Here is a 21,233-nt window from a genome sequence, read left to right as displayed (position 1 = left end):
AACTCCCCGTTGTCCGGTTCCCCGCCTCGTCTTTCGGCGGGCTCGGGATGAAGCCTGCCTCCGGCCCGAAGAAACTTCAAGCCTGAATAAATTCTTTTGCATGTTTTTTCGCACGCGCCTCACGCGGTGCGCAATCTCAGGGCAAACCAGACGAGCGCGCCGCCTGCGAGGGTCAGGAACGGGATCATCGCGTAGCTCACCGCGTGCCAGCCGGCCACGGCCGAGGCGCCGGCGCAGTTCATCAGGAAGCCCGAGGCGAGCGAGGCGACGGTGACCATGCCGAAGACGGCGAAGTCGTTCATGCCCTGCACCCGGGCCCGCTCGGCCGGGGAATGCGAGGCGGTGAGCAGCGCGGTGGCGCCGATGTAGCCGAAGTTCCAGCCGAGCCCGAGCAGGATGAGCGCGCCGAAGAAATGCGTGAGCTCGACGCCCGAGAGCGCCACCACCCCGGCGGCGAAGAGAATGGCGAGCCCGGCGGCGATGATGCGCGGCGCGCCGAAGCGGTTGATCAGCCGGCCGGTGAAGAACGACGGCGCGAACATCGCCAGCACATGCGCCGAGACCACGTGCGAGGCGTCCTCGGTGGCAAAGCCGCAGCCGACCACGGCAAGCGGCGTCGAGGTCATCACCAGGTTCATCAGCGCGTAGCTCACCATGGCGCAGATCATCGCGACCAGGATGCGCGGGTCGGCCAGCAGCTCGGCGCGGGTGCGGCCGCGCGCGTCGCCGGGCTTCGGCGCCGGCGGCTTCGGGATGTCGAGCCCGAGGAACAGCGTCATGCCCGCGAGGTTGAGCACGATCACCGCGAGATAGGCGCCGAGGAAGGGAATGTCGGCCGCATCGGTGAAGAGGTTGACGATCTGCGGCCCGATGATGGCCGAGAGCAGCCCGCCCGCCATCACCCAGGACACGGCGCGCGGGCGGTAGCTGTCGGAGGCGGTGTCGGTGGCGGCGAAGCGGTAGAAGCCCTGCGCCGACATGTAGATGCCGGTGAGGGCCGAGCCCGCCAGCATCAGCGCGAAGGAGCGCTCGAAGATCGCCAGCACCACCAGCACCGCGCCCGCGGCCCCGCCGAGGGCGCCGAGCATGAAGCCCGCCTTGCGTCCATGCACCTGCATGAAATTCGCCAGCAGCGGCGCCGAGATCATCGAGCCCAGCACGATGACCGATATCGGCAGCGTGGCGAGGCAGGCGGAGGGTGCGAGCACCTTGCCCAGCAACCCTCCGAGCACGAAGTTCACCGGCATCTGGGCGCCGAGAATGGCCTGGGCGGCCACCAGGACACGGACATTGCGCCGGGCCTGCGAGTCGGATTCGGGGGAGAGGGTCGTGGAGGTCATGCGCATTTCTACCGCGCGCCGGCGTCAAATCAATCAGCATGCATGCGCTTGACGGGTGACGCCCGCCCGGGCACTCATCCCCCATGACAGGCAGGATCATCGAGACGGATGCGGATGTGGCCGAGGGCGCGGCGTGGCTGGCGCGGCACGACCCGCGCTTCGTCCCGATTCTCGCCGCCACCGGCGCCCTGCCCCTGCGCCGCCGGGCCGACGGGTTCGAGGCGCTGCTCAACGCCATCGTGGGCCAGCAGATCTCCACCGCCGCCGCCGCCGGCATCTGGGCACGCATGGAGGCGGCGGGCGCCCACACGCTCGAAGGGGTGGCGGCGCTCGACGACGCGGCCCTGCTGGGCTGCGGCCTCTCCCGCCCCAAGCTGCGCTACATCCGGGCACTGGCGGAGAGCGGCTTCTCCTTCGACACCCTGCGCGGGATGACCGACGAGGAGGTGGTCGCCGCCCTCGTCTCGCTCAAGGGCATCGGGCGCTGGACGGCGGAGGTCTACGCGATGTTCAGCCTCGGGCGGGCGGATGTCTTCGCCGCCGGCGACCTCGCGCTGCAGGAGGCCGCGCGCCTCGCCTTCGCCCTGCCCGACCGCCCCTCCGAGCGCGCCCTGCGCGAGATGGCCGCCCCCTGGAGCCCGTGGCGCGCTGTTGCGGCACGCGCGCTCTGGGCCTATTACCGGGTGGCAAAGCAACGCGAGGGAGTGCGCACATGACGCTCACCGGCCCGGAGAGACAGGCCCATTCCGGGGAGGCGCGCAGCCTTCTCATCCTGCTGCACGGCTACGGCGCGGACGGCAACGACCTCATCGGCCTCGCCGATGTGCTGGCCCCCCACCTGCCCAACACCCGGTTCCTCGCGCCCAACGCGCCGGAGCGCTGCGTGAACAACCCCATGGGCTACCAGTGGTTTCCCATCCCGCGCATGGACGGCTCCTCCGAGCAGGCGAGCCTGGAGAGCTTCGCCGCCTCCACCCGCCTGCTCGACGCCTGGCTCGACGAGGCGGAGGCCGAGACCGGCATTTCCGCCGCCAACACCGTGCTGCTGGGCTTCAGCCAGGGCACGATGATGAGCCTGCACGTGGGCCTGCGCCGGCGCGCCGCGCTGGCCGGCATCTGCGGCTTCTCCGGCCGGCTGCTGGCGCCCGAGCGGCTCGGCGCCGAGATCGTCACCCGCCCGCCGGTGCTGCTCATCCACGGCGAGCAGGACCCCGTGGTGCCCTTCGCCTCGATGGCCGAGGCGGAAGCGGGGCTGACCGCGGCCGGCGTGAGCGTGGAGACCCATGTCTCTCCCGGCACCGGCCACGGCATCGCGCCGGACGGGCTGACGAAGGCACTCGGCTTCCTGCAGGGCCGCCTCGCGTGAGCGCCCGCGTGAGGGCGCTGTCGCGCGACGGCAGGCACCGGTTTTCCAAGGAGGGCACGGGCGAGATCCGCGTGCTCGCCGGGCTCGGCGTGGAGGGGGATGCGCATTGCGGCGCCACGGTGAAGCACCGCTCCCGCGTGCGCCAGGACCCCAGCCAGCCAAACCTGCGCCAGGTGCACCTGCTGCCCGGAGAGATCCTCGACGGGCTGAACGCGGAGGGGTTCGACCTCGGCCCCGGCCTGCTCGGCGAGAACGTGCTCACCGAGGGGGTCGACCTGCACGCCCTGCCCTGCGGCACGCTGCTGCGCGTGGGCGAGGTGCTGCTGGCCCTCACCGGGCTGCGCAACCCCTGCTCGCAGATCGAGAAGTTCCGGCCCGGCCTGCTGGCGCGGGTGCTCGAGCGCCGGCCCGAGGGGCTGGTGCGCCGCGCGGGCGTGATGTCCGTGGTGCTGGAGGGAGGGGCGATCCGCACCGGAGACGCCATCGTCTCCGTCCTGCCGCCCTTGCCGCATCACCCGCTGGAGCGGGTCTGAGGCCGGGTCTTCGTCTCGGGCGCCCCACCGCCTGGGCCGGGCCCTGAGCGCGTGCCTCGGCCGCTTCGGCCGGGGGTATCCGGGCCCGCCAGCGGCTGGCGGGCCATCGGGGAAGGCCGGTTCGGGCCGGGGCGCAATGCTCCCGGGGCCGTCCGGTACTCCTCCGGCTCAGGCGCCGTAGACGGCCGAGTAGGCGGCGGCGCGGATGCCGGCGCGGCTCAGGCCGAGGTCGGCCAGGAGGCCGTCGGGCAGGCTGGCAAGCTCCGAGAGGGTCTTGCGGAACAGGCGCCATTTCGCGAAGGCGGCGCGGCGCTCGGCGACCCAACCGGCGAAGCCGGCGTCGCCATGGGTGGCGGTATCGAAGGCTACGTGTGCCATGGTCTTTCTCCTCGGTTCGGGCCCCGGTGGGCCCCTTTCTTTCGAGGAGTGAATTAAGCCCGGAGCCCTCATGGTGCAATGCACCAAAGCGCCGTGTCGCCATGCAGGACCTGCATGTCAGGCTCCCCGATATCCATCTACCGCGCGGATACCCTCCTGCTATAGTAGGGGCCCTGATACCAAGCCACCTCCCGTGATTCCGCATGTCCCGGGCGCGCCGGCGGGCAAGCCCGCTGCCGCGAGAGAGGAGCACCCCGCGCCCGCCGATGTTTGTTGCACTGCGCCATACGCAATACCGCCACTACATGATGGCGACGATCTTCTCGCTGCACGGATCGTGGATCCAGCGCATCATCCTCGGCTGGCTGGCCTGGGACCTCTCGGGCAGCTCGGCCTTCGTGGGGCTGGTGGCCTTCCTGCTCTTCGGGCCGGCGATGGTGACGGGGCCGTTCTTCGGCGTCTGGGCCGACAGGGTGGACCTGCGGCGCGCCGCCCTCGCCATCCAGCTCGCCATCGCCACGCTCACCGGGGCGATCCTGCTGGTCTACCAGGCCGGCATGCTGAGCGCGGCGCTGCTGGTGGTGTTCTCGCTCGCACTCGGCATCGTGCTCTCGGCCTACAACCCGGTGCGCATGGCGCTGAGCCCCACGCTGGTGGCGCGCGAGCACATCCCCAACACGGTCGCCCTCGGCTCGCTCGCCTTCAACATGGCGCGCATCCTCGGCCCCGCCATCGGCGGCTGGCTGATCGAGACCGGCGGGCCGCTGCTCGCGCTCACGGTGGATTTCCTGTGCTACCTGCCGCTCATCGCCACGCTCTGCGTGTTGCGCCCCGAGCCGCGCGCCCCCCTGCCCGGGGCGGAGCCCAAGGTGCTCGCCGCGCTGGCCGGCGGCGCGCGCCACGCCTTCTCCAGCCGCACCATCCGCCTCGCCATCCTGCTCACGCTGATCTACTCGCTGATCGGCCGCGGGGTGCTGGAGATCCTGCCGGCCATCGCCGACGGCGTGTTCGGCCGCGGGGCCGCGGGGCTGGGGCAGATCACCGCCGCCTCGGGCCTCGGCGCGCTCGGCGCCGCGGTGTTCCAGATGTGGAGCTCCACCCGGGCGCGCAGCCCGGAGGTGCCGCGCTCGGGCATCCTCGCCTGTGGCGCGGGGCTGGTGCTGGTGCTGCTGCTCGGCCAGGGCGAGAGCTGGGAGACCGCGCTTGCCATCGCCGCCCTGCTCGGCGCCACCGGCACGATGGTGGGCATCAGCATGCAGGTGTCGATCCAGATGGGCCTGCCGGACCGCTACCGCGGCCGGGTGATGAGCCTGTGGTCGCTGGTGGGCATCGGCGGCTCGGCGCTCGGCGCGCTGCTGCTGGGCTGGCTGGTCGACCTCGCGGGCTTCGAGACCGCGCTCTCGCTCACCGCAGGCCTGTCGCTGCTCGCGATGGCGCTGGTGATGAGCGCCGACCGCAGGCGCTGAGCCTCAGCCGCGCTTCGCCGCCTGAACCTGCCGCTCCAGCGCATCGAGAAAGCGCGAACGATCCTGCTTCGAGAACGGCCGCCCGCCGCCCTGGCGGAAGGGGTCGGCCGAGCGCAGGTCGCTCATCAGGTCGCGCATCGCGAGCGCCTCGCCCACGTTGCGGGCGGTCAGCGGCGAGCCGTCGGGCTTGAGCACCGTGCCCCCCGCCTCCACGCAGCGCGCGGCGAGCGGGATGTCGCTGGTGATGCAGATGTCGCGCGGCGCGATGGCCTCTGCGATCCACTTGTCGGCCTCGTCGGGCCCGGCGGAGACCACGACCAGGTGCACCAGCGGGTTCGGGTCCGGGCGGATGCCGCCGTTGGAGACGAGATACACCTCCAGCCCGTGCCGGGTGGCGACGCGCTTGGCCTCCTCCTTCACCGGGCAGGCATCGGCGTCGACATAGATGCGGACCATGGGCCCCTCCTTCAGGCGCGGCCGAGCACGGTGCGCCACAGGAGCGCGCCGCGGCGGCGGAATTCGCTTTCGGGCCCGAGGTCGCGCAGCACGTCGAGCCCGGGGCGCGAGGCGGCGGAGAGCAGCGGGCCGGCCCGCCAGCCCGCGCGCAGCGCCGGCAGGGCCGAGCGCGGCAGGCGGCGCGCGGCGTGGCGGCCGCGGCGCAGGGTTTCGCGCGCCTCGGCGGCGATGTCGCGCACCGCTTCGGCCAGCGCCGGCGTGGTGCGTCCCTCCGAGAGCGCCACGCGGTCGCCCAGCGTGAGGCCGGGCAGCGGCATGTGCCCGCGCACCGCAAGCTCGGGCAGCGCGCGCAGCAGGTTCGCCACGCCGGTGGCGCGGCCGATGTCGGCGGCCACCGCGTCGGCCTCCGTGCCCAGGCTGCGGCAGGCGAGCTGCATCAGCCCGGCGGAGGTGGCATCGACATAGGCGTGGAAGGCCTCGCGGCTCGCCGGCGGCTCCGGCTGCAGGTCCGCCATCCGGGCGGCGATCAGCGCATCGAAGGGCGCGCGCGGCAGGGCACGGTGCCGGGTGAGCAGCGCCAGTTCCTCCGCCACCGGGTGACGGCGCGGCGGCTTGCCCTCGTGGATCTCGGCGATGGTATCCACCCAGAACTGCAGGCGCATCTGCCCGATCAGCGGCTCGGAGGCCACCCAGGGCGCGCGGGCCACCTCGAGGTTGAAGGCATAGAGCACCATCAGCGCGTCCTGCCCCTCCGGCGGGGCGCTCATCGCGGAGAGGAAGCGGTCCGGGTCGCCGTCATGCACCATGGCGCGGCAATGCTCGATGCTCATGTCAGTCCCCTGCCCGTGGCGTGCCGGCCGGGCCGGAGCCGACCCGTGGCGTGATGTTCATCGGCTGACCCGCCTCCGGCGTGATGCTCATGTCCGTCCTCCCGCCTCCAGCGTGCCGGCCGGGCCGGAGCCGACCCGTGGCGTGATGTTCATCGGCTGACCCGCCTCCGGCGTGATGCCCATGTCACTCCCCCGCCTTCGGCGCGCCGTCGCGGATCAGCTTCCAGAGCACCGCGTCGGTGACGGCCTGGAAGGAGGCGTCGACGATGTTGGCCGAGACGCCCACGGTCGACCAGCGCTGGCCGCGGCCGTCCTCGCTGTCGAGCAGCACGCGGGTGATGGCCTCGGTGCCCGAGTTGATGATGCGCACCTTGAAGTCGACGAGATGCATGTCGGCGAGATAGGCCTGGTAGCGGCCGAGGTCCTTGGTGAGCGCGGCGGAGAGCGCGTTCACCGGGCCCTGGTCCTCCGCCGTCACGGGGTCGAGCGAATCGGAGACCGACATCACCTTCTCCCCCTCCACATGCACCACCACCACGGCCTCCGACAGGGTGACCATCTCGCCCTGCGCGTTGCGCCGGCGCTCGATCACCACGCGGTAGCGCTCCACGTCGAAGAAGCGCGGCAGGCGGCCGAGCGTGGCGCGCGCCAGCAGCTCGAAGGAGGCGCGGGCGCTGTCATAGGCAAAGCCCGCCTCCTCGCGCGCCTTCACGGTCTCGAGGATGCGGGCGAGCGCCGGGTCGCCCTTCTCCACCGCGATGCCGGCCTCGGCGAGGCGGCGGCGCAGGTTCGACTGCCCGGCCTGGTTCGACATCGGGATGATGCGCTCGTTGCCCACCACCTCGGGCGCCACGTGCTCGTAGGTCGTGGGGTCCTTGAGGATGGCGGAGGCATGCAGCCCCGCCTTGTGCGCGAAGGCCGAGGCGCCGACGTAGGGCGCATGCCGGTTCGGCACCCGGTTCAGGATCTCGTCGAGCAGGCGCGAGGCGGCGCGCAGCCGGCCCAGCCCCTCGCGGGTCACACCGGTGTCAAAGCGGCTGGCGTAGGGCTCCTTGAGCAAGAGCGTGGGGATGAGGCTGGTGAGGTTGGCGTTGCCGCAGCGCTCGCCCAGCCCGTTGAGCGTGCCCTGCACCTGCCGCGCCCCGGCGTCGACCGCCGCAAGCGCCCCCGCCACGGCGTTTTCCGTGTCGTTATGGGTGTGGATGCCGAGCCGATCCCCCGGTATGCCGGCGGCGATGACCGCGCGGGTGATGGCGCCGATCTCCGCCGGCAGGGTGCCGCCGTTCGTGTCGCACAGCACCACCCAGCGCGCGCCCGCGTCGCGCGCGGCGGCGAGGCATTCGAGCGCGTAGCCGGGGTTTGCCTTGTAGCCGTCGAAGAAATGCTCGGCGTCGAACATTGCCTCGCGCCCCAGCGCCACGAGATGGGCGACACTCTCGCGGATGTTGGCGAGGTTCTCCTCCAGGCTCACCCCCAGCGCGGTGGTGACATGGAAGTCATGCGTCTTGCCCACGAGGCAGACCGCCGGGGTGCCGGCATTGGTGACGGCGGCGAGCACGTCGTCGTTCTCCGCCGAGCGCCCGGCGCGCTTGGTCATCCCGAAGGCGGTGAGCGTGGCATGGCCGAGCGCGGGGGCCTGGGCGAAGAACTCGCTGTCGGTCGGGTTCGCCCCCGGCCAGCCGCCCTCCACGTAGTCGATCCCCAGCCCGTCGAGCGCTGCGGCGAGGCGCTGCTTGTCGGCGGTGCGGAAATCGACCCCGTGCGTCTGCTGCCCGTCACGCAGGGTGGTGTCAAAGAGGTAGAGGCGCTCGCGGGTCATCCCAATTGCTCCAGCCTGCTCGCGTCGAACCCCGGGGCGAGCTCCCATTCCGCGCCCTGCGCGGTGTCCTTCACGATAACGCCGGCGGCGGCGAAAGCGTCGCGGATGGCATCGGCGCGGGCGAAATCCTTCGCCTTGCGGGCAGCGAGGCGTTCGGCCAGCAGGGCCTCGATGCGCGCGGAGACATCGGCCGCGGCCGCGGGAGCTGCTGCCCAATCCCCCATGCCCTCCCCAAGGAAGCCCAGCAGGGCGGCGGAGGCGGCGAGTGCGGCGGCGTCACCCTTGCCGGCGAGCGCATGCAGGGCGGCGATGGCACGCGGGGTGTTGAGATCGTCCGCGAGGGCGGCGACCACGTCCCCATCCGCTTCGCCCGGCGCCACGCCATCGGTGAGCGCGCGCCACTTGCGCAGGGTCTTCTCCGCCTCTTCGGCGGCCTTTGCGGTCCAGTCCATCGGCTTGCGGTAATGGGTGGAGAGCAGCACGAAGCGGATCACCTCGCCCGGATACCCCTGGTCGAGCAGATCACGCACGGTGAAGAAATTGCCGAGCGATTTCGACATCTTCTCGCCTTCCACCATCAGGAAGCCGTTGTGCATCCAGACCTGCGCCATGCGCTCGGTGCCATGGGCGCAGCAGGACTGGGCGCGCTCGTTCTCGTGGTGGGGGAAGGAGAGGTCGATGCCGCCGCCGTGGATGTCGAAGGTCTCGCCCAGCAGCGCTTCGGCCATGGCCGAGCACTCGATGTGCCAGCCCGGGCGGCCGCGGCCCCAGGGGCTGTCCCAGCCGGGCTCGTCCTCCGACGAGGGCTTCCAGAGCACGAAATCCATCGCGCCGCGCTTGTAGGGCGCCACCTCCACCCGGGCGCCCTCCATCATCTCGTCGAGCGAGCGGTGCGAGAGGCTGCCGTAATTCGGGTCGGACGAGACGTCGAACAGCACATGGCCCTCGGCGGCATAGGCGAAGCCCTTGTCGATCAGCCGCTCCGACATCGCCACCATCTCGCCGATGTAATCGGTGCAGCGGGGCATGTGCGTGGGCTCCAGCGCCCCCAGCGCCCCCATGTCGTCGAGATACCACTGAATGGTCTCGTCGGTGATGTCGCGGATCGGGCGGCCGGTGGCGGCGGACTTCGCGTTGATCTTGTCATCCACGTCGGTGAAGTTGCGCACGTAGGTGACCTTGGCGAACTCGGGCATGTGGCGCAGCAGCCGGAACAGCGTGTCGAACACCACCACCGGCCGGGCGTTGCCGATATGCGCGCGGTCGTAGACCGTGGGGCCGCAGACATACATCCGCACGTTGTCCGGATCGATCGGCGCGAAGGCTTCCTTGCGGCGGCTGGCGGTGTTGTAGAGCTGGATCTCGGTCATGGCCTCGGGCTCGCGTAGGGGGCGCGGCGGGCCTGCATGTCGAGGTTTCGATGGGAAACAGCGAGCGCGCGCCGCAGACATATGTCAGCGGGTAATACAGATACCAATGGTGATCTGGTGCGGTCTCATGGCGCCCCCAATGCCACAGCGGGGGCGCCAAGGCAAGATCTCAGGCGAGCCGGCAGAGGCGGAAGGCGTCGAGCACGGCGGCGTGGATGTTGCGCGCGGCCACCGCGTCGCCGATGCGCCAGAGGGTGAAGGCGCCCTGCTCGTTGCGCGCCACGTCCTGGGGGCGGTGGGCGAGCAGCGCCTTCACGTCCACCGCGCCGAGGTTGCGGCTGAGCGGGCGCAGGGCGTGGTAGAGCTCGTCGAGCGGCAGGGTGCCGTGCTCCACGATCACCTGGTCGACCTCGCGGGTCTCCACCCTGTCGGAGAAGTCGGAGCCCAGGGTGGCGATGAGGCGGTTGCCCTGCCGCTCCACGCCGCGCAGGCGCTTCGAGATGGTGATGCGGGCCCCTGCCCGGTCGAGCGCGCGGGCGTAGGCGGCGTGGTTCAGCCCGCCCACGTCGACCGCGAAGAAGCGCTCGGGGCTCACGATCTCCAGCGCCGAGCCCGCGGCGCAGACCGCCTCCGCCGCGGTGAGGCCGGGGTGGCCGGCATGGTCGTCGAAAAGCAGCACCTCGGCGGCGGGCTTCACCGCGCCGGAGAGGATGTCCCAGCCCGAGACCACGTGCTGCGCGCCGGGCAGCGCCACGCCCTCGATGACCTCGGTGTTCGGCATGCCGCCGGTGGCCACCACCACGATGTCGGGGGAGAGGGCCGTCACGTCCTCCGCCTCGGCATAGGTGTTGAAGCGGAACGTGACGCCGAGCGCCTCGCACTCGGCCATGCGCCAGTCGATGATGCCGATCATCTCGCGCCGGCGGGCAAGGCGCGCGAGCAGCGCCACCTGGCCGCCGGGGCCGTCCGCCGCCTCGAGCACGGTCACCGCGTGGCCGCGCAGGGCGAGCACGCGCGCCGCCTCCAGCCCGCCCGGGCCCGCGCCCACCACCACGGCGGTGCGCGGGGCCCCGGCCGGGGCCACCTCGTGGGGCAGGCTCTCCTCGCGGCCGGTGGAAGCGTTGTGGATGCACAGCGCCTCGCCGCCCTCGTAGATGCGGTCGAGGCAGTAGGTGGCGCCCACGCAGGGGCGGATACGGTGCTCCTGCCCGGCGAGCACCTTCGCGGTGATGTGCGGCTCGGCGATATGGGCGCGGGTCATGCCGACCATGTCGAGCTTGCCCTCCGCCACCGCGTGGCGGGCGGTGGCGACATCGGCGATGCGCGCGGCATGGAACACCGGGAAGCGCGTGGCCGCCCGGATCTCGCCGCAGAAGTCGAGATGCGGGTTCGCGCGCGAGCCATGCACCGGGATCACGCCCTCCAGCGCCACGTCTGTGTCGATATGGCCGCGGATGAGGTTGAGGAAATCGATGTCGCCGGTGGCGATCATCGAGCGTGCGATGGCCTCGCCGGTGGGGCGGTCGAAGCCGCGCTCCCAGTCTTCATCCGCCGCAAGCCGCATGCCGAGGATGAACTCCGGCCCCACGCGCCTGCGCACCGCCCCCACCACGGCCTTGCCGAAGGCGAGCCGGTTTTCCAGCGCTCCGCCCCACTCATCCTCGCGCATGTTGGTGGCGGGAGACCAGAACTGGTCGATGAGATGGCCGTAGGCCTCGAACTCCAGCCCGTCGAGCCCGGCAGCCTGCAGGCGCTCCGCCGCGTCGGCATAGTCGGCGATCACCCGCTCGATGTCCCAGTCCTCCATCTCCTTGGGGAAGGCGCGGTGGGCGGGCTCTCGCACCGGCGAGGGCGCGAGCACCGGCAGCCAGCCGCCCTTGTTCCAGCCGGTGCGCCGGCCCAGGTGGGTGATCTGCATCATGATCGCCGCACCATGCTCATGCACCGCGTCGGCCATCTCGGCCACCCAGGGGGTGATCTCGTCCTTCCAGGCGTGCAGGTTTCCGAAGGCCTCGGGGCTGTCTTCCGACACCACGGCCGAGCCGCAGGCCACGGTGAGCGCGATGCCGCCCTTCGCCTTCTCGGCGTGATAGGCCCGGTAGCGGGCCTTGGGCATGCCGTCTTCCGAGTAGGCGGGCTCATGCGCGGTCGACATCAGCCGGTTGCGCAGGGTGAGATGCTTCAGGCGGTATGGCTGCATCAGGGGGTCGGTCACTCGGATCTCCGCGCCGGGGGGGAAAGGGCAGTGGCCCGAGGCTCCTGCGCCGCCCCCCGCCCTGTCAATCTTCGTGTCACTTTTTTCGCTCTCGCCTCTTGACCCTCCCGGCCCGCTGCCGTAGATCACCCCCGTCGCCGCAAGCAGCGTCACAGCGCTGGGGAATAGGTTAACGGTAGACCCACGGACTCTGACTCCGTTAGTCCTGGTTCGAATCCAGGTTCCCCAGCCAAATCTCTCCCATTCGAGCTCCATGCTTCGCGGTCACGACACATTCGCGACATCCCTGCCCGCCCGGGCGGGCCGCGCGGGGGGCTTTCCCGGGCGCCGGGGCCGTGTTTCCTGCCTTTCCGATGCGCAGCCTCCGATGCAGTTGCATGACAATTCCGCACGCATCCCAGAGTGGAAAAATTTACCGCTCCTCTCTTACAAATCGTCGCGCGATGGCGGTACCTTCGTGGAAGAATCGCAGGTGCTGCTTACTCCGGGGGGAGCCTTCGCAGCTGGGAGGTAGTAAGGTGAAGAAGATCGTTGTGGCGGGTGGAACGAATTCCCTGGTGAAGGGGGGATACGTGTCCAGATTGTCCGAAATGGCGCGCATGCCGGTGCACAACCTGTCCACCGATGCGACCACGTCGCTCACGGCCCTTTACAAGCTGCAGACCGACCCCGAGGTGGCGCCGGGCGATGTCGTGCTGTGGGAATACGCCCTGCACGAGATCAATCACGTGGCGCGCGGCCATGACCCCGAGGCGCTGCTGCGCGGGGTGGAGCATTTCATCCGCCACTGCATCCGGCGCCGCCTGGTGCTGATAGCGCTCATCCTCGTGCCCCAGCCGGTGGGCATCAGGATCGAGGAAGACCCCTACGTCGAGCGCCTGCACGAGCTGTTCGACTACTATGGCGTGGCCACGGCCTCGCTCAAGCGTGCCTACACCGAGAAATTCGATCACAAGCGCCTGCCGAAAGTGTTCTTCACCGGCCCGTTCATGCTCGACGCCGCGAACAAGAACCTGATGTATTTCACCGCCAATCTCTGCGTGAAGCTGCTGGAGCGCGCGGGTGTGCCCGAGCGTCCGCTTGCCGATTCGCAGCTCACCGGCGAGACACGCCTGAGCTTCGAGACCGGCTTTGCCGACACGCGCCTCTCCGACGGGCAGATCGAGCTTCCCGTCGCGGCGCCCCCTCTCGCCCTCACCGTGAAGGAGGACGGCCTGCTCGATGCGCTGGTCTACTTCGCCACGCCGGAGGGCGGCGGCGTCACGCTGCGCATCGGCGAGCGCGAGCTTCGCCTGTCGCTGCATCACCGCAACCCCGGGGTGCCGGGGCCGATGCTGCTGGTGCTGCGCATGCAGACCGTCTTCGGCGCGCCCTGCGAGGTGAAGAAGGGCGACGTGATCGACATCCGCTGGGAGGACGAGGTCGGCGACTTCCGCTATCCCTCCGGCGAGATGCTGCGCATGCCCCCCAAGGCCCTCGAAGGCCGCACGGGGCGCATCGCCGCGCTCGGTTTCGAATGGGCGGAGGATTACGCCCTGGTGCTGCCCGAGATCGCGGCGGCGCCCGAGCCGGAGTCCGCGCCGTCGCAGGCCGCTCCGGCGGCACGGCCCGGCCGCCGGCTGGGCGGAGTGCTCGGCCGCGCCCTGCGCGCCCGCCAGGCCTGAGCCGCGCGCCGGGGCCCTGCCCCGGCCTCAGCCCCCGATGTCGGAAAGTTTCGCGATGATCGAGCGGCGCACCGCCTCGATATGCTCCTGCGCGCGGGCCCGGGCGGCCTGCGCATCGCGCGCGCGCAGCGCACCGATGATCGCCAGATGCTCCTCGTGGCCCACGGCGAAACGCTCGGGCATCCGGCTCTTGTTGAACACGTAGGTGCGGGTGCGCAGCGCCTGGATGGTCTCGGCCAGCACCGCGTTGCCGGTGGCGAGCGCGATCATGGCGTGGAAACGGTTGTCGACCTCCCAGTCCTGCTCCGAGCTCGGCGCCTCGGCGGCGAGCAGCGCGCGGATCTCGGCCTCGGCGCGGTCGAGCTCGGCCGGCGAGATGCGCTCGGCGGCGATGCGCGCGGCCTCCGCCTCCAGCACCGAGCGCACGTGCAGCGCCTCCAGCAGCTCGCGCACCGAGAAGCTGCGCACCGCAAAGCCGCGGCCCGGGCTGCGGGTGAGCAGCCCCTCGCTCTCCAGCCGCAGCAGCGCGTCCTTCACCGGGGTGCGCGACATCTCGAGGAACTCCGCCAGCCGGCGCTCGTGCAGGATGGTCTCCGCGGTCAGCTCATGGCGCAGCAGCATGTCGAGCAGCCGCTCGTAGGCCTCGTCGGCGCGCGAGGGCGCGGCCAGGCCGAGGAGGCCCGTGGCGGGCTCCCGGATCGGGGTCATCGCGGATCTCTCCCTGTGGTGCCGTCCCCCTGCGGGGCGGCGCATGCTGTCCGGATGCCGGCCGGGCGGGCCGGCCGGCATCGGTCTTCGCGTCGGGCGCGGGCCGGCGCAGGGCCGGCCGGCAGCCTCAGTCCTTGATGGTGCGGATCGGCTCGGCCGGGGCCGGCGCGTAGCCCACGAGGCCGGTGGTCAGCTCGGCATAGGTGCCGTCGGCGATCATGTCCGCCAGCGCGCCGTTGATGGCCTCGGCCAGGGCGATCTTGCCCTTCTGCATCGCGAAGCCCTTCTGCACCGTGCTCACGTAATCCTCGGTCATGGTAAGCGGCATGCCGCCTTCCTTGATCGCGAAGGCGGCGGCGATGGAATCGGTGATCACCGCGTCGAGGTTGCCGTTCACCAGGTCCTGCATGGCGTCGGACTCGGCCTTGTAGGTCTTCACCTCGGCGCCGGCTTCCTCGCCGATCGTGGTCCAGTTCGAGGCCACCAGCGCGCCCACGGTGCGGCCCTTCAGGTCGGCCAGGCCGGTGATGTCCGAGCCCTCGGCGGTGACGATGCGCCCGCCGGACTCGAGCCAGCCGTCGGAGAAGGTCACCCGCTCCTGCCGCTCGGCGGTGATGTCCATCGCCGCCGAGATCACGTCGAACTGGTCGGACATCAGCCCCACCAGCAGCGAATCCCACTTGGTGACCACGGGGGTGTATTCGAGGCCCAGCCGCTTCGCGACCTCCTTCATCACCCGCACCTCGAGCCCGTCGAGATCGCCGTTCGCCTCACGCATGGAGAACGGCGGATAGGTGCCCTCGGTCGCCACCATCAGCTTGCCCGGCTCGAGCAGGCCGAGATCGTCCGCGCCCTGGGCGGAGACGGTGGCCAGCGTGGCGAAAGCGGCGGCTGCCGCGAGAATGGAACGGAATTTCATTGTCTTGTGCCTCTCTGTTGAAGTGGTTTCTCAGCGTCCGGCGCTGCGGCCTTCGGCCATCAGGGCGAGCAGCTCGGCCATCACGGTGGCGCCGAGCAGCGCGGTGATCTGGCCGGGGCCGTCATACATCGGCGAGATCTCGACCACGTCGCAGCCCACCAGGTTCACACCGTGGATGGCGCGCAGCAGGCGCAGGGTCTCGCGGGCGTTCGGGCCGCCGGCCTCGGGCGTCTCCACCGCCGGCGCCGCGGCGGGGTCGACGAAATCCATGTCGAAGGTGAGGAAGCTCGAGCCGCCCGCGGTTCGGGTGCGGATGCGCTCGGCCACCGCCTCGAAGCCGAGGTCGAACACGTCGTCGGTGGTGAGCACCTCGTAGCCGAGGTCGAGCGACTGGCTCACGTCGGTCTCGCGGAACAGCGAGCCGCGCATGCCGATCTGGATCGAGCGGGAGGGGTCGATGATGCCCTCCTCCACGCCGCGCAGGAAGGGGGTGCCGGCGGAATAGCGCTTGCCGGCGAAGTACTTGTCCCAGGTGTCGGTGTGGCTGTCGAACTGCACAAGGCCCAGCGGCCCGTGCTTCGAGGCCACGGCGCGCAGCTCGGCGAGCGTCACCGAATGGTCGCCGCCGATGCCGCAGGGGGCAGCCCCCGCGTCGACCACCTTGCGCACCGCCTGCTCCATCCACTCCAGGCTGTCGATCTCGTAGCCCGGCACCACCGGGGCATCGCCCAGGTCGGCCACGCGCATGGCCTCGAACACGTTGATGTTGCCGCGGTAGGGGTTGATCGGGCGCAGCATGATCGACATGGCGCGCACCGCGTTCGGGCCGAAGCGCGCGCCGGTGCGGAAGGGGGCGCCGGAGTCCGACGGCAGGCCGATGATCGCGGCGTCGAGCCCCTCCGCCGTGGCGGGCATGGGCAGGCGCATGAAGCTCGGCACACCGCAGAAGCGCGGGCTTTCGAGGGAATCCTTGGGAAGCGTGGTCATGGCTGGTGTCCTCGGGCAGGCTCTCAGCTCATCGCCGCGTAGCGCTTCTCCACCCGGGTCGCGAGATGCGACAGCACGGTGGTGAGCACCAGGTAGACGATGGCGGCCGAGATGTAGAATTCGAAGGGGCGGTAGGTGCGCGCGATGATGGTCTGCGCGTAGAGGGTGAGCTCGACCACGGTGATGGTGGAGAGCAGCGAGGTGTTCTTGAGCGTGGTGATCGCCTCGTTGGTGATCGGCGGCACGATGATGCGGCAGACCTGCGGCAAGATGATGCGCTGCATGGTCTCGCGCCGGGAGAAGCCGAGGGCGAGGGCCGATTCCGTCTGCCCCTTGGGGATGGCGGAGAGGCCGGAGCGGATGATCTCGGCCACGTAGGCGCCCGAGTTCAGCCCCAGGGCGATGAAGCCGGCGGTGAAGGGCGAGATGCGCAGGCCGAACTGCGGCAGGCCGAAGTAGATCAGGAAGATCTGGATCAGCGTGGGCGTGCCGCGGATGAACCACACGTAGAAGGCGGCGAGGCCGCGCACCGCGCGCAGCTCCGAGCGGTTGCCGAGCGCCACGGCGAGGCCGGTGGCCCAGCTCACCAGGATGGCGCAGATGGTGATGCCGAAGACGATGCCGGCGGCGTTGAGGAAGCCCGGGCCGTAGTTGGCGAGATCGCTCCAGGTGAAGGTCATGCGGGCGTCTCCCCGTGGGCGGTGTCGATGGCGTCGCGGTGCAGCATGCGGGCGAGGAAGCCGCGCAGGCGCTCGGAACGGGGCGTGCGCAGCACGGCGTCGGGCGGGCCGTCCTCCGCGATCACGCCATTGTCGAAGAACAGCACCCGGGAGGAGACCTCGCGGGCGAAGTCGATCTCGTGGGTGACGAGCAGCATGGTCATGCCCTCGCGGGCGAGCTGGGCCATGAGGGTGAGCACCTCGCCCACCAGCTCGGGGTCGAGCGCGGAGGTCACCTCGTCGAAGAGCATCACCTCGGGCTTCATGGCGAGCGCGCGCACGATGGCGACGCGCTGCTGCTGCCCGCCCGAGAGTTTCGAGGGATAGGCGTCCTGCTTCTCCAGCAACCCGATGCGCGCGAGCAGCGCGCGCGCCTCCTCCTCGGCCTCGCGGCGGGGCACGCCGCGCAGGCGCACCGGCGCCTCGGTGATGTTCTGCAGCACGGTCATGTGGGGCCAGAGGTTGTAGCTCTGGAACACCATGCCGATACGGGCGCGCAGGGCGCGCAGCTGCGCGTCGGTCGGCCGGGCGCGGGCGCCCTCGCGGTAGTCGAAATGCACGTCCGCGAAGTCGAGGAACCCCTCGTCGGGCATCTCCATCACGTTGATGCAGCGCAGGAAGGTGCTCTTGCCCGAGCCGCTGGCCCCGATGATCGACACCACCTCGCCCTGCCCCACCTCGAGATCGATGCCCTTGAGCACCTCGGTCTCGCCGAAGGACTTGCGCAGGCCGCGGATCTTCAGCAGCGGGGCGCTCACGCCGCGGCCTCCCCGAGGATGATCTCCACGTCGCGCGGGGTGCAGCCCTCGCCGTTGATCGGCGTCACGTCCTGCGGGCAGGCGGAGAGCACGAGGATCACGTCCATCTCGGCGCGCAGGGTCACGCTGTCGCCGGGTTTCGAGACCGGGGGCTCGCGGCGCACGGCGCCATCCGCCTCCACGCCCACCTGCATGAACAGGTTGAGCGAGGCGGGGGTGAAGGGCAGCGACAGGCCGAGGGCGCCGATCGCCTCGTGGAAATTGCCGGTGCAGGAGCGGTGGCCGGCCGGCTGGCCGAGCTCGGCGTAGATCTCCGCAGAGCAGGGGCAGAGCAGCGTGTCGTGCCGGCCCGGCGTGGTGTCGGCGACGAGGGTCACCATGGGGCGGCGCTTCGAGCTCATCACCGCGAGGCCCTCCTCGAGGTAGACATGGCTGTTCTTCGAGCGGGTGTGCTCCATCGCCGAATGCTCGGAGAGGTCATCGGCATTGAGCGCCCAGGTGTCGATCACCTGGCTGCCGTGGGTGTTGACGATGGTGAGCGTCTCGCCGAGGCGCAGCCGCCAGGCCGCGCCCTGCGAGGCCGGGAGGGTGGTTGCTGTACGGGTCATGGCGGGGCCTCCTCGCAGCTGTCGGTGGCACGGCGGTGCCGTGTGCTGCGTGCATTCTGTCGGTATACCACGGGAATTCAAGGCGCATTCCGTCCACATTCCGCCTGTATTTTCAGCAAATTCCGTTTCGATCCGGGATTCTGCGCAAACTGCAGGCAGGCGCCTGCGCCGTGCGGGCGGCACCCGGGGAATCATCACGACGGCGGCGCTGACAGCCCGCCGGTTTGACCTAGGTCAATTCCCGGGGGCGCCGCGCGTGAGACACTGCCGCCTGCAAGTTCCCGATTTGCCCACGGAGGAACACCCGATGCCCACGACGAAACCGACCCCCGCAGACGCCTATTCGATGGAACAGCATTTCTCCGTCGCCCCTTTCATCGAGGCGCAGCAGCGCGCGCTGAAGGCCACGCTGGACATCCAGTCCCAGGCCATGGCCCGGGCGGCACGCTTCGGCACCGAATACGCCGATTTCCTGCGCCAGCGGCTGGAGGAAGACCGCAAGGCGGCGGTGGAGGCCGCGAGCTGCCGCACGCCGCAGGAGATGCTCACCCTGTCCACCGCCTTCATGGAGACGGCGGTGAAGCAGTATGGCGAGGAGTTCTCCTCTCTCGCGCAGATCTGCCTCGAGACCCTGCAGGACACCGCCAGGGCGGTGCCCGAGATCACCCCGCTGCCCGCGGCTCCGGTGGCCGCGCCCGCCCGGGCGTCCGAGGCCGCCTGAACCGGCATGCCCGAGGGGAGCGCGCCCCGGCGCCCTCCCCGCCTGCCTTGCCCGACCGACTGCACACTGCCCGAGGAAGACCCCACATGCCCCCGGCCGAGCCCGAGGCGAGAGACCGCGCCGCACAGGACCGCGTGATCGCCTTCCTCTCCTCCCCGGACGCGCATGGCGGCGCGCAGGCGGAGCATATCGAGACCCATCTCTCGCACATCTTCCTCGCCGGCGACTCGGCATGGAAGATGAAGAAGGCGGTGCGCGTGGGATTTGCCGATTTCTCGACCGCCGGAAAGCGGCGGGAGAGCTGTGCGGCGGAACTGGAGCTCAACCGGCGCACCGCGCCCGAGCTTTACCTCGATCTCGTGCCGGTGACCGAGGGGCCCGAGGGGCTGCGCATCGGCGGCGAGGGCGTGCCGGTGGAGCACCTGGTGCACATGCGCCGCTTTCCCCAGGACGACCTGCTCGACCGGGTCGCGGCGCGCGGCGCCCTCACCGAGGCACATGTGCGCGCGCTCGCCGACGAGATATCGGCGCTGCACCTCTCGGCCCGCCGCATCCCCTTCGCCGAAATGCCGGAGCGCTTCGCCACCACGCTCTCGGACCTCACCGCGCGGCTGGAAGCCGCCTCCGAAGGCCGGCCCGCGGCCGCGGCCGTGGCGCGCTGGAAGGACCTGATCGCGCCGCGCGGCCCGGCGCTCTGCGCCCGGCTCGATGCCCGCGCCCGCCGCGGCTGCGTGCGGGCCTGCCACGGCGACCTCCACCTGGGCAACATCTGCCTCTTCGAGGGCCGCATCCGGCTGTTCGACGGTATCGAGTTCCACCCCGGCTTCAGCGACATCGACATCCTCTACGACATCGCCTTCACGGTGATGGACCTGCTGCACCGGGGCGAGGCCGCCTTCGTGCCGCTGCTGATGTCGCGCTACCTTGCCGCCACGCGCGACTATGCCGCGCTCGACCTGATGGCGCCGCTGGTCTCTGTGCGGGCGGCGGTGCGCGCCCTGGTGGCGCTGATGTCGCCGCCCTCCGACGAGACCGAGGCGCGGGCCGGCGAATATCTCGGCCTCGCAATCGCCGCCTGCGCGCCGACGCCGCGCGCGGAGGTGATCGCGGTGGGCGGGCGCTCGGGCACCGGCAAGTCCACCCTCGCAGCCGGGCTCGCGCGGGGCATGCACGGCGCGGTCATCCTGCGCTCCGACGAGATCCGCAAGCGGCTGACCGGCCGCGCGCCGGAGGACCGGCTGGGCCCGGAGGGCTACACGCCCGAGGCCGGCGCCGCCACCTACCGCAGGCTCTTCGCCGATGCGGACCGGGCCCTGCGCGCGGGTGCGAGCGTGCTGCTCGACGCGGCCTTCCTCGACCCCGCCCTGCGCGCCCGGGCCGAGGCACTCGCCCGCGCACGGGCCCTGCCCTTCACCGGCTTCTGGCTCTACGCCGACACGGACACGCTGAGCCGGCGCCTCGAGGCCCGCACCGCGGATGCCTCGGACGCCGATACGCAGGTGATGCGCCGCCAGCCCGCAGACGAGAACGTGCCCGGCTGGCGGAGGCTCGACGCGGACGGCGGCGCCGCCGCGGTTCTCTCGGAAGCCCGCGCCCTGCGGGCGGAAGCGGCACGGGAGATGCATCACGGAAAGTGATGCGCGGCGCATCAAACATTCATTTCAACAATGGCACGCGCGATGCCATATCGCTGGTATCCCGATCGGGCCCGGCCGAAGGCGGCCGGGCGATCGCCACCAGGAGAAAGAGCCATGCATCTCACGATGTCGAGCCCCGCGCACACCGCGCGCCCCGGCCTGCGCCTCTCCGCCACTGCAATCGCCGTGGCGGTCCTCGTCGCCCTGATTGCCCTGCCCGCGGCCTTCGGGATCGCGGCACATCACGACGGAAAGACCCAGGACTGGCGCGGCAACAGCGCCGCCCTCGAGACCCTGCGCTGAAGACCCTTCGCAGCCCTGCCGGGCCCCTCACCCGGCAGGGTTCGCGATCTCGATGAGATTGCCGTCCGGATCCCGGATGTAGAGCGAGAGAATGGGCCCGCGCGCCCCGGTGCGCGCCACCGGCCCCTCCTCCACCACCACGCCATGCCGCGCAAGCCCGGCCGCCACCTCGCCCAGCGGGACGGAGGTGAGGAAACACAGGTCCGCCGTGCCGGGCCCCGGCCGCGCCGCCTTGGGCTCGAACTCGCGCCCGGCCTCGTGCAGGTTGATCTTCTGCGCGCCGAAGAGCAGCGCCTTGCGCCCCGCGCCGAAGCTCTCCTCGCGCATGCCGAGCACGTCGCGGTAGAAGGCGATGCTGCGCGGGATGTCCGCCACGGTGAGCACCAGATGGTCGAGCGCGTCGAGCCGGATCATGTCCCCCCCCCGGAAAGGAAAA

At 71.0% G+C, this 21,233-nt stretch carries 22 protein-coding genes and 1 tRNA gene; 9 read left to right on the top strand and 14 right to left on the bottom strand.

Annotated features, from left to right (window positions below):
* Nucleotides 1-119 precede the first annotated feature (119 nt).
* The gene (locus D3P35_RS17900) at nt 120-1,340 is read right to left on the bottom strand and encodes an MFS transporter (protein ID WP_118136317.1); all 1,221 of its coding nucleotides are present in this window, start codon (nt 1,338-1,340) and stop codon (nt 120-122) included.
* A gap of 83 nt (nt 1,341-1,423) precedes the next feature.
* On the opposite strand from D3P35_RS17900, the gene D3P35_RS17895 reads away from it, so the two are divergent.
* From D3P35_RS17895 to D3P35_RS17885, 3 genes are read left to right on the top strand one after another with little or no spacing between them, the layout of a single operon-like run.
* A complete protein-coding gene (locus tag D3P35_RS17895) occupies nt 1,424-2,056 on the top strand; it encodes a DNA-3-methyladenine glycosylase (protein WP_118136314.1) in 633 nt (210 codons plus the stop codon).
* On the top strand, nt 2,053-2,706 hold the full coding sequence (locus tag D3P35_RS17890) for an alpha/beta hydrolase (RefSeq protein WP_118136312.1): 654 nt from the start codon (nt 2,053-2,055) through the stop codon (nt 2,704-2,706). Before D3P35_RS17895 ends, D3P35_RS17890 begins: the two co-directional genes overlap by 4 nt.
* Nucleotides 2,703-3,239 carry an MOSC domain-containing protein gene (locus D3P35_RS17885; RefSeq protein ID WP_118136310.1) on the top strand — a complete coding sequence of 179 codons (537 nt, stop codon included), beginning with the start codon at nt 2,703-2,705 and terminating at the stop codon, nt 3,237-3,239. The genes D3P35_RS17890 and D3P35_RS17885 overlap by 4 nt, the downstream gene beginning before the upstream one ends.
* Nucleotides 3,240-3,407: 168 nt before the next feature.
* Here D3P35_RS17885 and D3P35_RS17880 read toward each other — a convergent pair whose 3' ends face one another.
* A complete protein-coding gene (locus tag D3P35_RS17880; protein WP_118136308.1) occupies nt 3,408-3,617 on the bottom strand; it encodes a DUF1127 domain-containing protein in 210 nt (69 codons plus the stop codon).
* Between the two features lie 266 nt (nt 3,618-3,883).
* Between D3P35_RS17880 and D3P35_RS17875 the strand changes: the two genes are divergently transcribed.
* Entirely contained in the window at nt 3,884-5,083 is a 1,200-nt protein-coding gene (locus tag D3P35_RS17875; RefSeq protein ID WP_157982189.1) for an MFS transporter, read from the top strand.
* 3 nt (nt 5,084-5,086) lie between these two features.
* On the opposite strand, the gene D3P35_RS17870 is transcribed toward D3P35_RS17875, so the two are convergent.
* From D3P35_RS17870 to D3P35_RS17850, 5 genes are all read right to left on the bottom strand, one after another.
* A complete protein-coding gene (locus D3P35_RS17870) occupies nt 5,087-5,539 on the bottom strand; it encodes a YaiI/YqxD family protein (protein ID WP_118136304.1) in 453 nt (150 codons plus the stop codon).
* Between the two features lie 11 nt (nt 5,540-5,550).
* Nucleotides 5,551-6,369 carry a squalene/phytoene synthase family protein gene (locus tag D3P35_RS17865; protein ID WP_118136302.1) on the bottom strand — a complete coding sequence of 273 codons (819 nt, stop codon included), beginning with the start codon at nt 6,367-6,369 and terminating at the stop codon, nt 5,551-5,553.
* Between the two features lie 184 nt (nt 6,370-6,553).
* Nucleotides 6,554-8,188 carry a citramalate synthase gene (gene cimA / locus D3P35_RS17860; protein WP_118136299.1) on the bottom strand — a complete coding sequence of 545 codons (1,635 nt, stop codon included), beginning with the start codon at nt 8,186-8,188 and terminating at the stop codon, nt 6,554-6,556.
* Nucleotides 8,185-9,558: a cysteine--tRNA ligase gene (gene cysS / locus D3P35_RS17855; protein WP_118136297.1), complete on the bottom strand. Its 1,374-nt coding sequence runs from the start codon at nt 9,556-9,558 to the stop codon at nt 8,185-8,187. Before cysS ends, cimA begins: the two co-directional genes overlap by 4 nt.
* Before the next feature lie 169 nt (nt 9,559-9,727).
* Nucleotides 9,728-11,758, bottom strand: coding sequence for an NADH:flavin oxidoreductase (locus D3P35_RS17850; protein WP_198670685.1), 2,031 nt, complete (start codon nt 11,756-11,758; stop codon nt 9,728-9,730).
* Nucleotides 11,759-11,931: 173 nt separating this feature from the next.
* On the opposite strand from D3P35_RS17850, the gene D3P35_RS17845 reads away from it, so the two are divergent.
* Both D3P35_RS17845 and D3P35_RS17840 read left to right on the top strand, forming a co-directional pair.
* A tRNA-Gln gene (locus D3P35_RS17845) sits at nt 11,932-12,005 on the top strand.
* 286 nt (nt 12,006-12,291) lie between these two features.
* Nucleotides 12,292-13,437 carry a hypothetical protein gene (locus D3P35_RS17840; protein WP_157982188.1) on the top strand — a complete coding sequence of 382 codons (1,146 nt, stop codon included), beginning with the start codon at nt 12,292-12,294 and terminating at the stop codon, nt 13,435-13,437.
* A 27-nt stretch (nt 13,438-13,464) separates the two neighbouring features.
* Here the strand turns inward: D3P35_RS17840 and D3P35_RS17835 are convergent, their stop codons facing one another.
* The 6 genes from D3P35_RS17835 to D3P35_RS17810 all read right to left on the bottom strand — a co-directional run bounded on the left by D3P35_RS17835 (nt 13,465) and on the right by D3P35_RS17810 (nt 18,136).
* Entirely contained in the window at nt 13,465-14,145 is a 681-nt protein-coding gene (locus D3P35_RS17835) for a GntR family transcriptional regulator (RefSeq protein ID WP_118136293.1), read from the bottom strand.
* A gap of 127 nt (nt 14,146-14,272) precedes the next feature.
* Nucleotides 14,273-15,064, bottom strand: a complete 792-nt coding sequence (locus tag D3P35_RS17830) for a transporter substrate-binding domain-containing protein (protein ID WP_118136291.1) — start codon at nt 15,062-15,064, stop codon at nt 14,273-14,275.
* A 30-nt stretch (nt 15,065-15,094) separates the two neighbouring features.
* Nucleotides 15,095-16,051: an agmatinase gene (locus D3P35_RS17825; RefSeq protein ID WP_118136289.1), complete on the bottom strand. Its 957-nt coding sequence runs from the start codon at nt 16,049-16,051 to the stop codon at nt 15,095-15,097.
* A 23-nt stretch (nt 16,052-16,074) separates the two neighbouring features.
* Nucleotides 16,075-16,731, bottom strand: a complete 657-nt coding sequence (locus tag D3P35_RS17820; protein WP_118136287.1) for an amino acid ABC transporter permease — start codon at nt 16,729-16,731, stop codon at nt 16,075-16,077.
* Nucleotides 16,728-17,528 carry an amino acid ABC transporter ATP-binding protein gene (locus D3P35_RS17815; RefSeq protein WP_118136284.1) on the bottom strand — a complete coding sequence of 267 codons (801 nt, stop codon included), beginning with the start codon at nt 17,526-17,528 and terminating at the stop codon, nt 16,728-16,730. Before D3P35_RS17815 ends, D3P35_RS17820 begins: the two co-directional genes overlap by 4 nt.
* Nucleotides 17,525-18,136, bottom strand: a complete 612-nt coding sequence (locus D3P35_RS17810) for a DUF1989 domain-containing protein (protein ID WP_118136282.1) — start codon at nt 18,134-18,136, stop codon at nt 17,525-17,527. Before D3P35_RS17810 ends, D3P35_RS17815 begins: the two co-directional genes overlap by 4 nt.
* 307 nt (nt 18,137-18,443) lie before the next feature.
* Here D3P35_RS17810 and D3P35_RS26230 point away from each other — a divergent pair, with 307 nt between their 5' ends.
* From D3P35_RS26230 to D3P35_RS17795, 3 genes are all read left to right on the top strand, one after another.
* On the top strand, nt 18,444-18,857 hold the full coding sequence (locus D3P35_RS26230) for a phasin family protein (protein ID WP_157982187.1): 414 nt from the start codon (nt 18,444-18,446) through the stop codon (nt 18,855-18,857).
* An 86-nt stretch (nt 18,858-18,943) separates the two neighbouring features.
* Nucleotides 18,944-20,494, top strand: a complete 1,551-nt coding sequence (locus D3P35_RS17800) for an AAA family ATPase (protein ID WP_118136280.1) — start codon at nt 18,944-18,946, stop codon at nt 20,492-20,494.
* A 114-nt stretch (nt 20,495-20,608) separates the two neighbouring features.
* Nucleotides 20,609-20,797 carry a hypothetical protein gene (locus D3P35_RS17795; protein WP_118136278.1) on the top strand — a complete coding sequence of 63 codons (189 nt, stop codon included), beginning with the start codon at nt 20,609-20,611 and terminating at the stop codon, nt 20,795-20,797.
* 27 nt (nt 20,798-20,824) lie between these two features.
* Here D3P35_RS17795 and D3P35_RS17790 read toward each other — a convergent pair whose 3' ends face one another.
* The gene (locus D3P35_RS17790) at nt 20,825-21,211 is read right to left on the bottom strand and encodes a VOC family protein (RefSeq protein ID WP_118136276.1); all 387 of its coding nucleotides are present in this window, start codon (nt 21,209-21,211) and stop codon (nt 20,825-20,827) included.
* Nucleotides 21,212-21,233 lie beyond the last annotated feature (22 nt).

It is taken from the genome of Oceanicella sp. SM1341 (assembly GCF_003448965.1).
Taxonomy (GTDB): Bacteria; Pseudomonadota; Alphaproteobacteria; order Rhodobacterales; family Rhodobacteraceae; genus Paroceanicella.
This window is presented reverse-complemented; position numbering and strand designations above follow the sequence as displayed.

Coding starts and splice junctions, on each gene's coding strand:
- D3P35_RS17870 (WP_118136304.1), bottom strand. CDS start 5,539: ATGGTCCGCATCTATGTCGACGCCGATGCCTGCCCGGTGAAGGAGGAG.
- D3P35_RS17830 (WP_118136291.1), bottom strand. CDS start 15,064: ATGAAATTCCGTTCCATTCTCGCGGCAGCCGCCGCTTTCGCCACGCTG.
- D3P35_RS17880 (WP_118136308.1), bottom strand. CDS start 3,617: ATGGCACACGTAGCCTTCGATACCGCCACCCATGGCGACGCCGGCTTC.
- D3P35_RS17850 (WP_198670685.1), bottom strand. CDS start 11,758: ATGCAGCCATACCGCCTGAAGCATCTCACCCTGCGCAACCGGCTGATG.
- D3P35_RS26230 (WP_157982187.1), top strand. CDS start 18,444: ATGCCCACGACGAAACCGACCCCCGCAGACGCCTATTCGATGGAACAG.
- D3P35_RS17865 (WP_118136302.1), bottom strand. CDS start 6,369: ATGAGCATCGAGCATTGCCGCGCCATGGTGCATGACGGCGACCCGGAC.
- D3P35_RS17895 (WP_118136314.1), top strand. CDS start 1,424: ATGACAGGCAGGATCATCGAGACGGATGCGGATGTGGCCGAGGGCGCG.
- D3P35_RS17800 (WP_118136280.1), top strand. CDS start 18,944: ATGCCCCCGGCCGAGCCCGAGGCGAGAGACCGCGCCGCACAGGACCGC.
- D3P35_RS17820 (WP_118136287.1), bottom strand. CDS start 16,731: ATGACCTTCACCTGGAGCGATCTCGCCAACTACGGCCCGGGCTTCCTC.
- D3P35_RS17825 (WP_118136289.1), bottom strand. CDS start 16,051: ATGACCACGCTTCCCAAGGATTCCCTCGAAAGCCCGCGCTTCTGCGGT.
- D3P35_RS17875 (WP_157982189.1), top strand. CDS start 3,884: ATGTTTGTTGCACTGCGCCATACGCAATACCGCCACTACATGATGGCG.
- D3P35_RS17835 (WP_118136293.1), bottom strand. CDS start 14,145: ATGACCCCGATCCGGGAGCCCGCCACGGGCCTCCTCGGCCTGGCCGCG.
- D3P35_RS17795 (WP_118136278.1), top strand. CDS start 20,609: ATGCATCTCACGATGTCGAGCCCCGCGCACACCGCGCGCCCCGGCCTG.
- D3P35_RS17890 (WP_118136312.1), top strand. CDS start 2,053: ATGACGCTCACCGGCCCGGAGAGACAGGCCCATTCCGGGGAGGCGCGC.
- D3P35_RS17810 (WP_118136282.1), bottom strand. CDS start 18,136: ATGACCCGTACAGCAACCACCCTCCCGGCCTCGCAGGGCGCGGCCTGG.
- D3P35_RS17900 (WP_118136317.1), bottom strand. CDS start 1,340: ATGACCTCCACGACCCTCTCCCCCGAATCCGACTCGCAGGCCCGGCGC.
- cysS (WP_118136297.1), bottom strand. CDS start 9,558: ATGACCGAGATCCAGCTCTACAACACCGCCAGCCGCCGCAAGGAAGCC.
- cimA (WP_118136299.1), bottom strand. CDS start 8,188: ATGACCCGCGAGCGCCTCTACCTCTTTGACACCACCCTGCGTGACGGG.
- D3P35_RS17790 (WP_118136276.1), bottom strand. CDS start 21,211: ATGATCCGGCTCGACGCGCTCGACCATCTGGTGCTCACCGTGGCGGAC.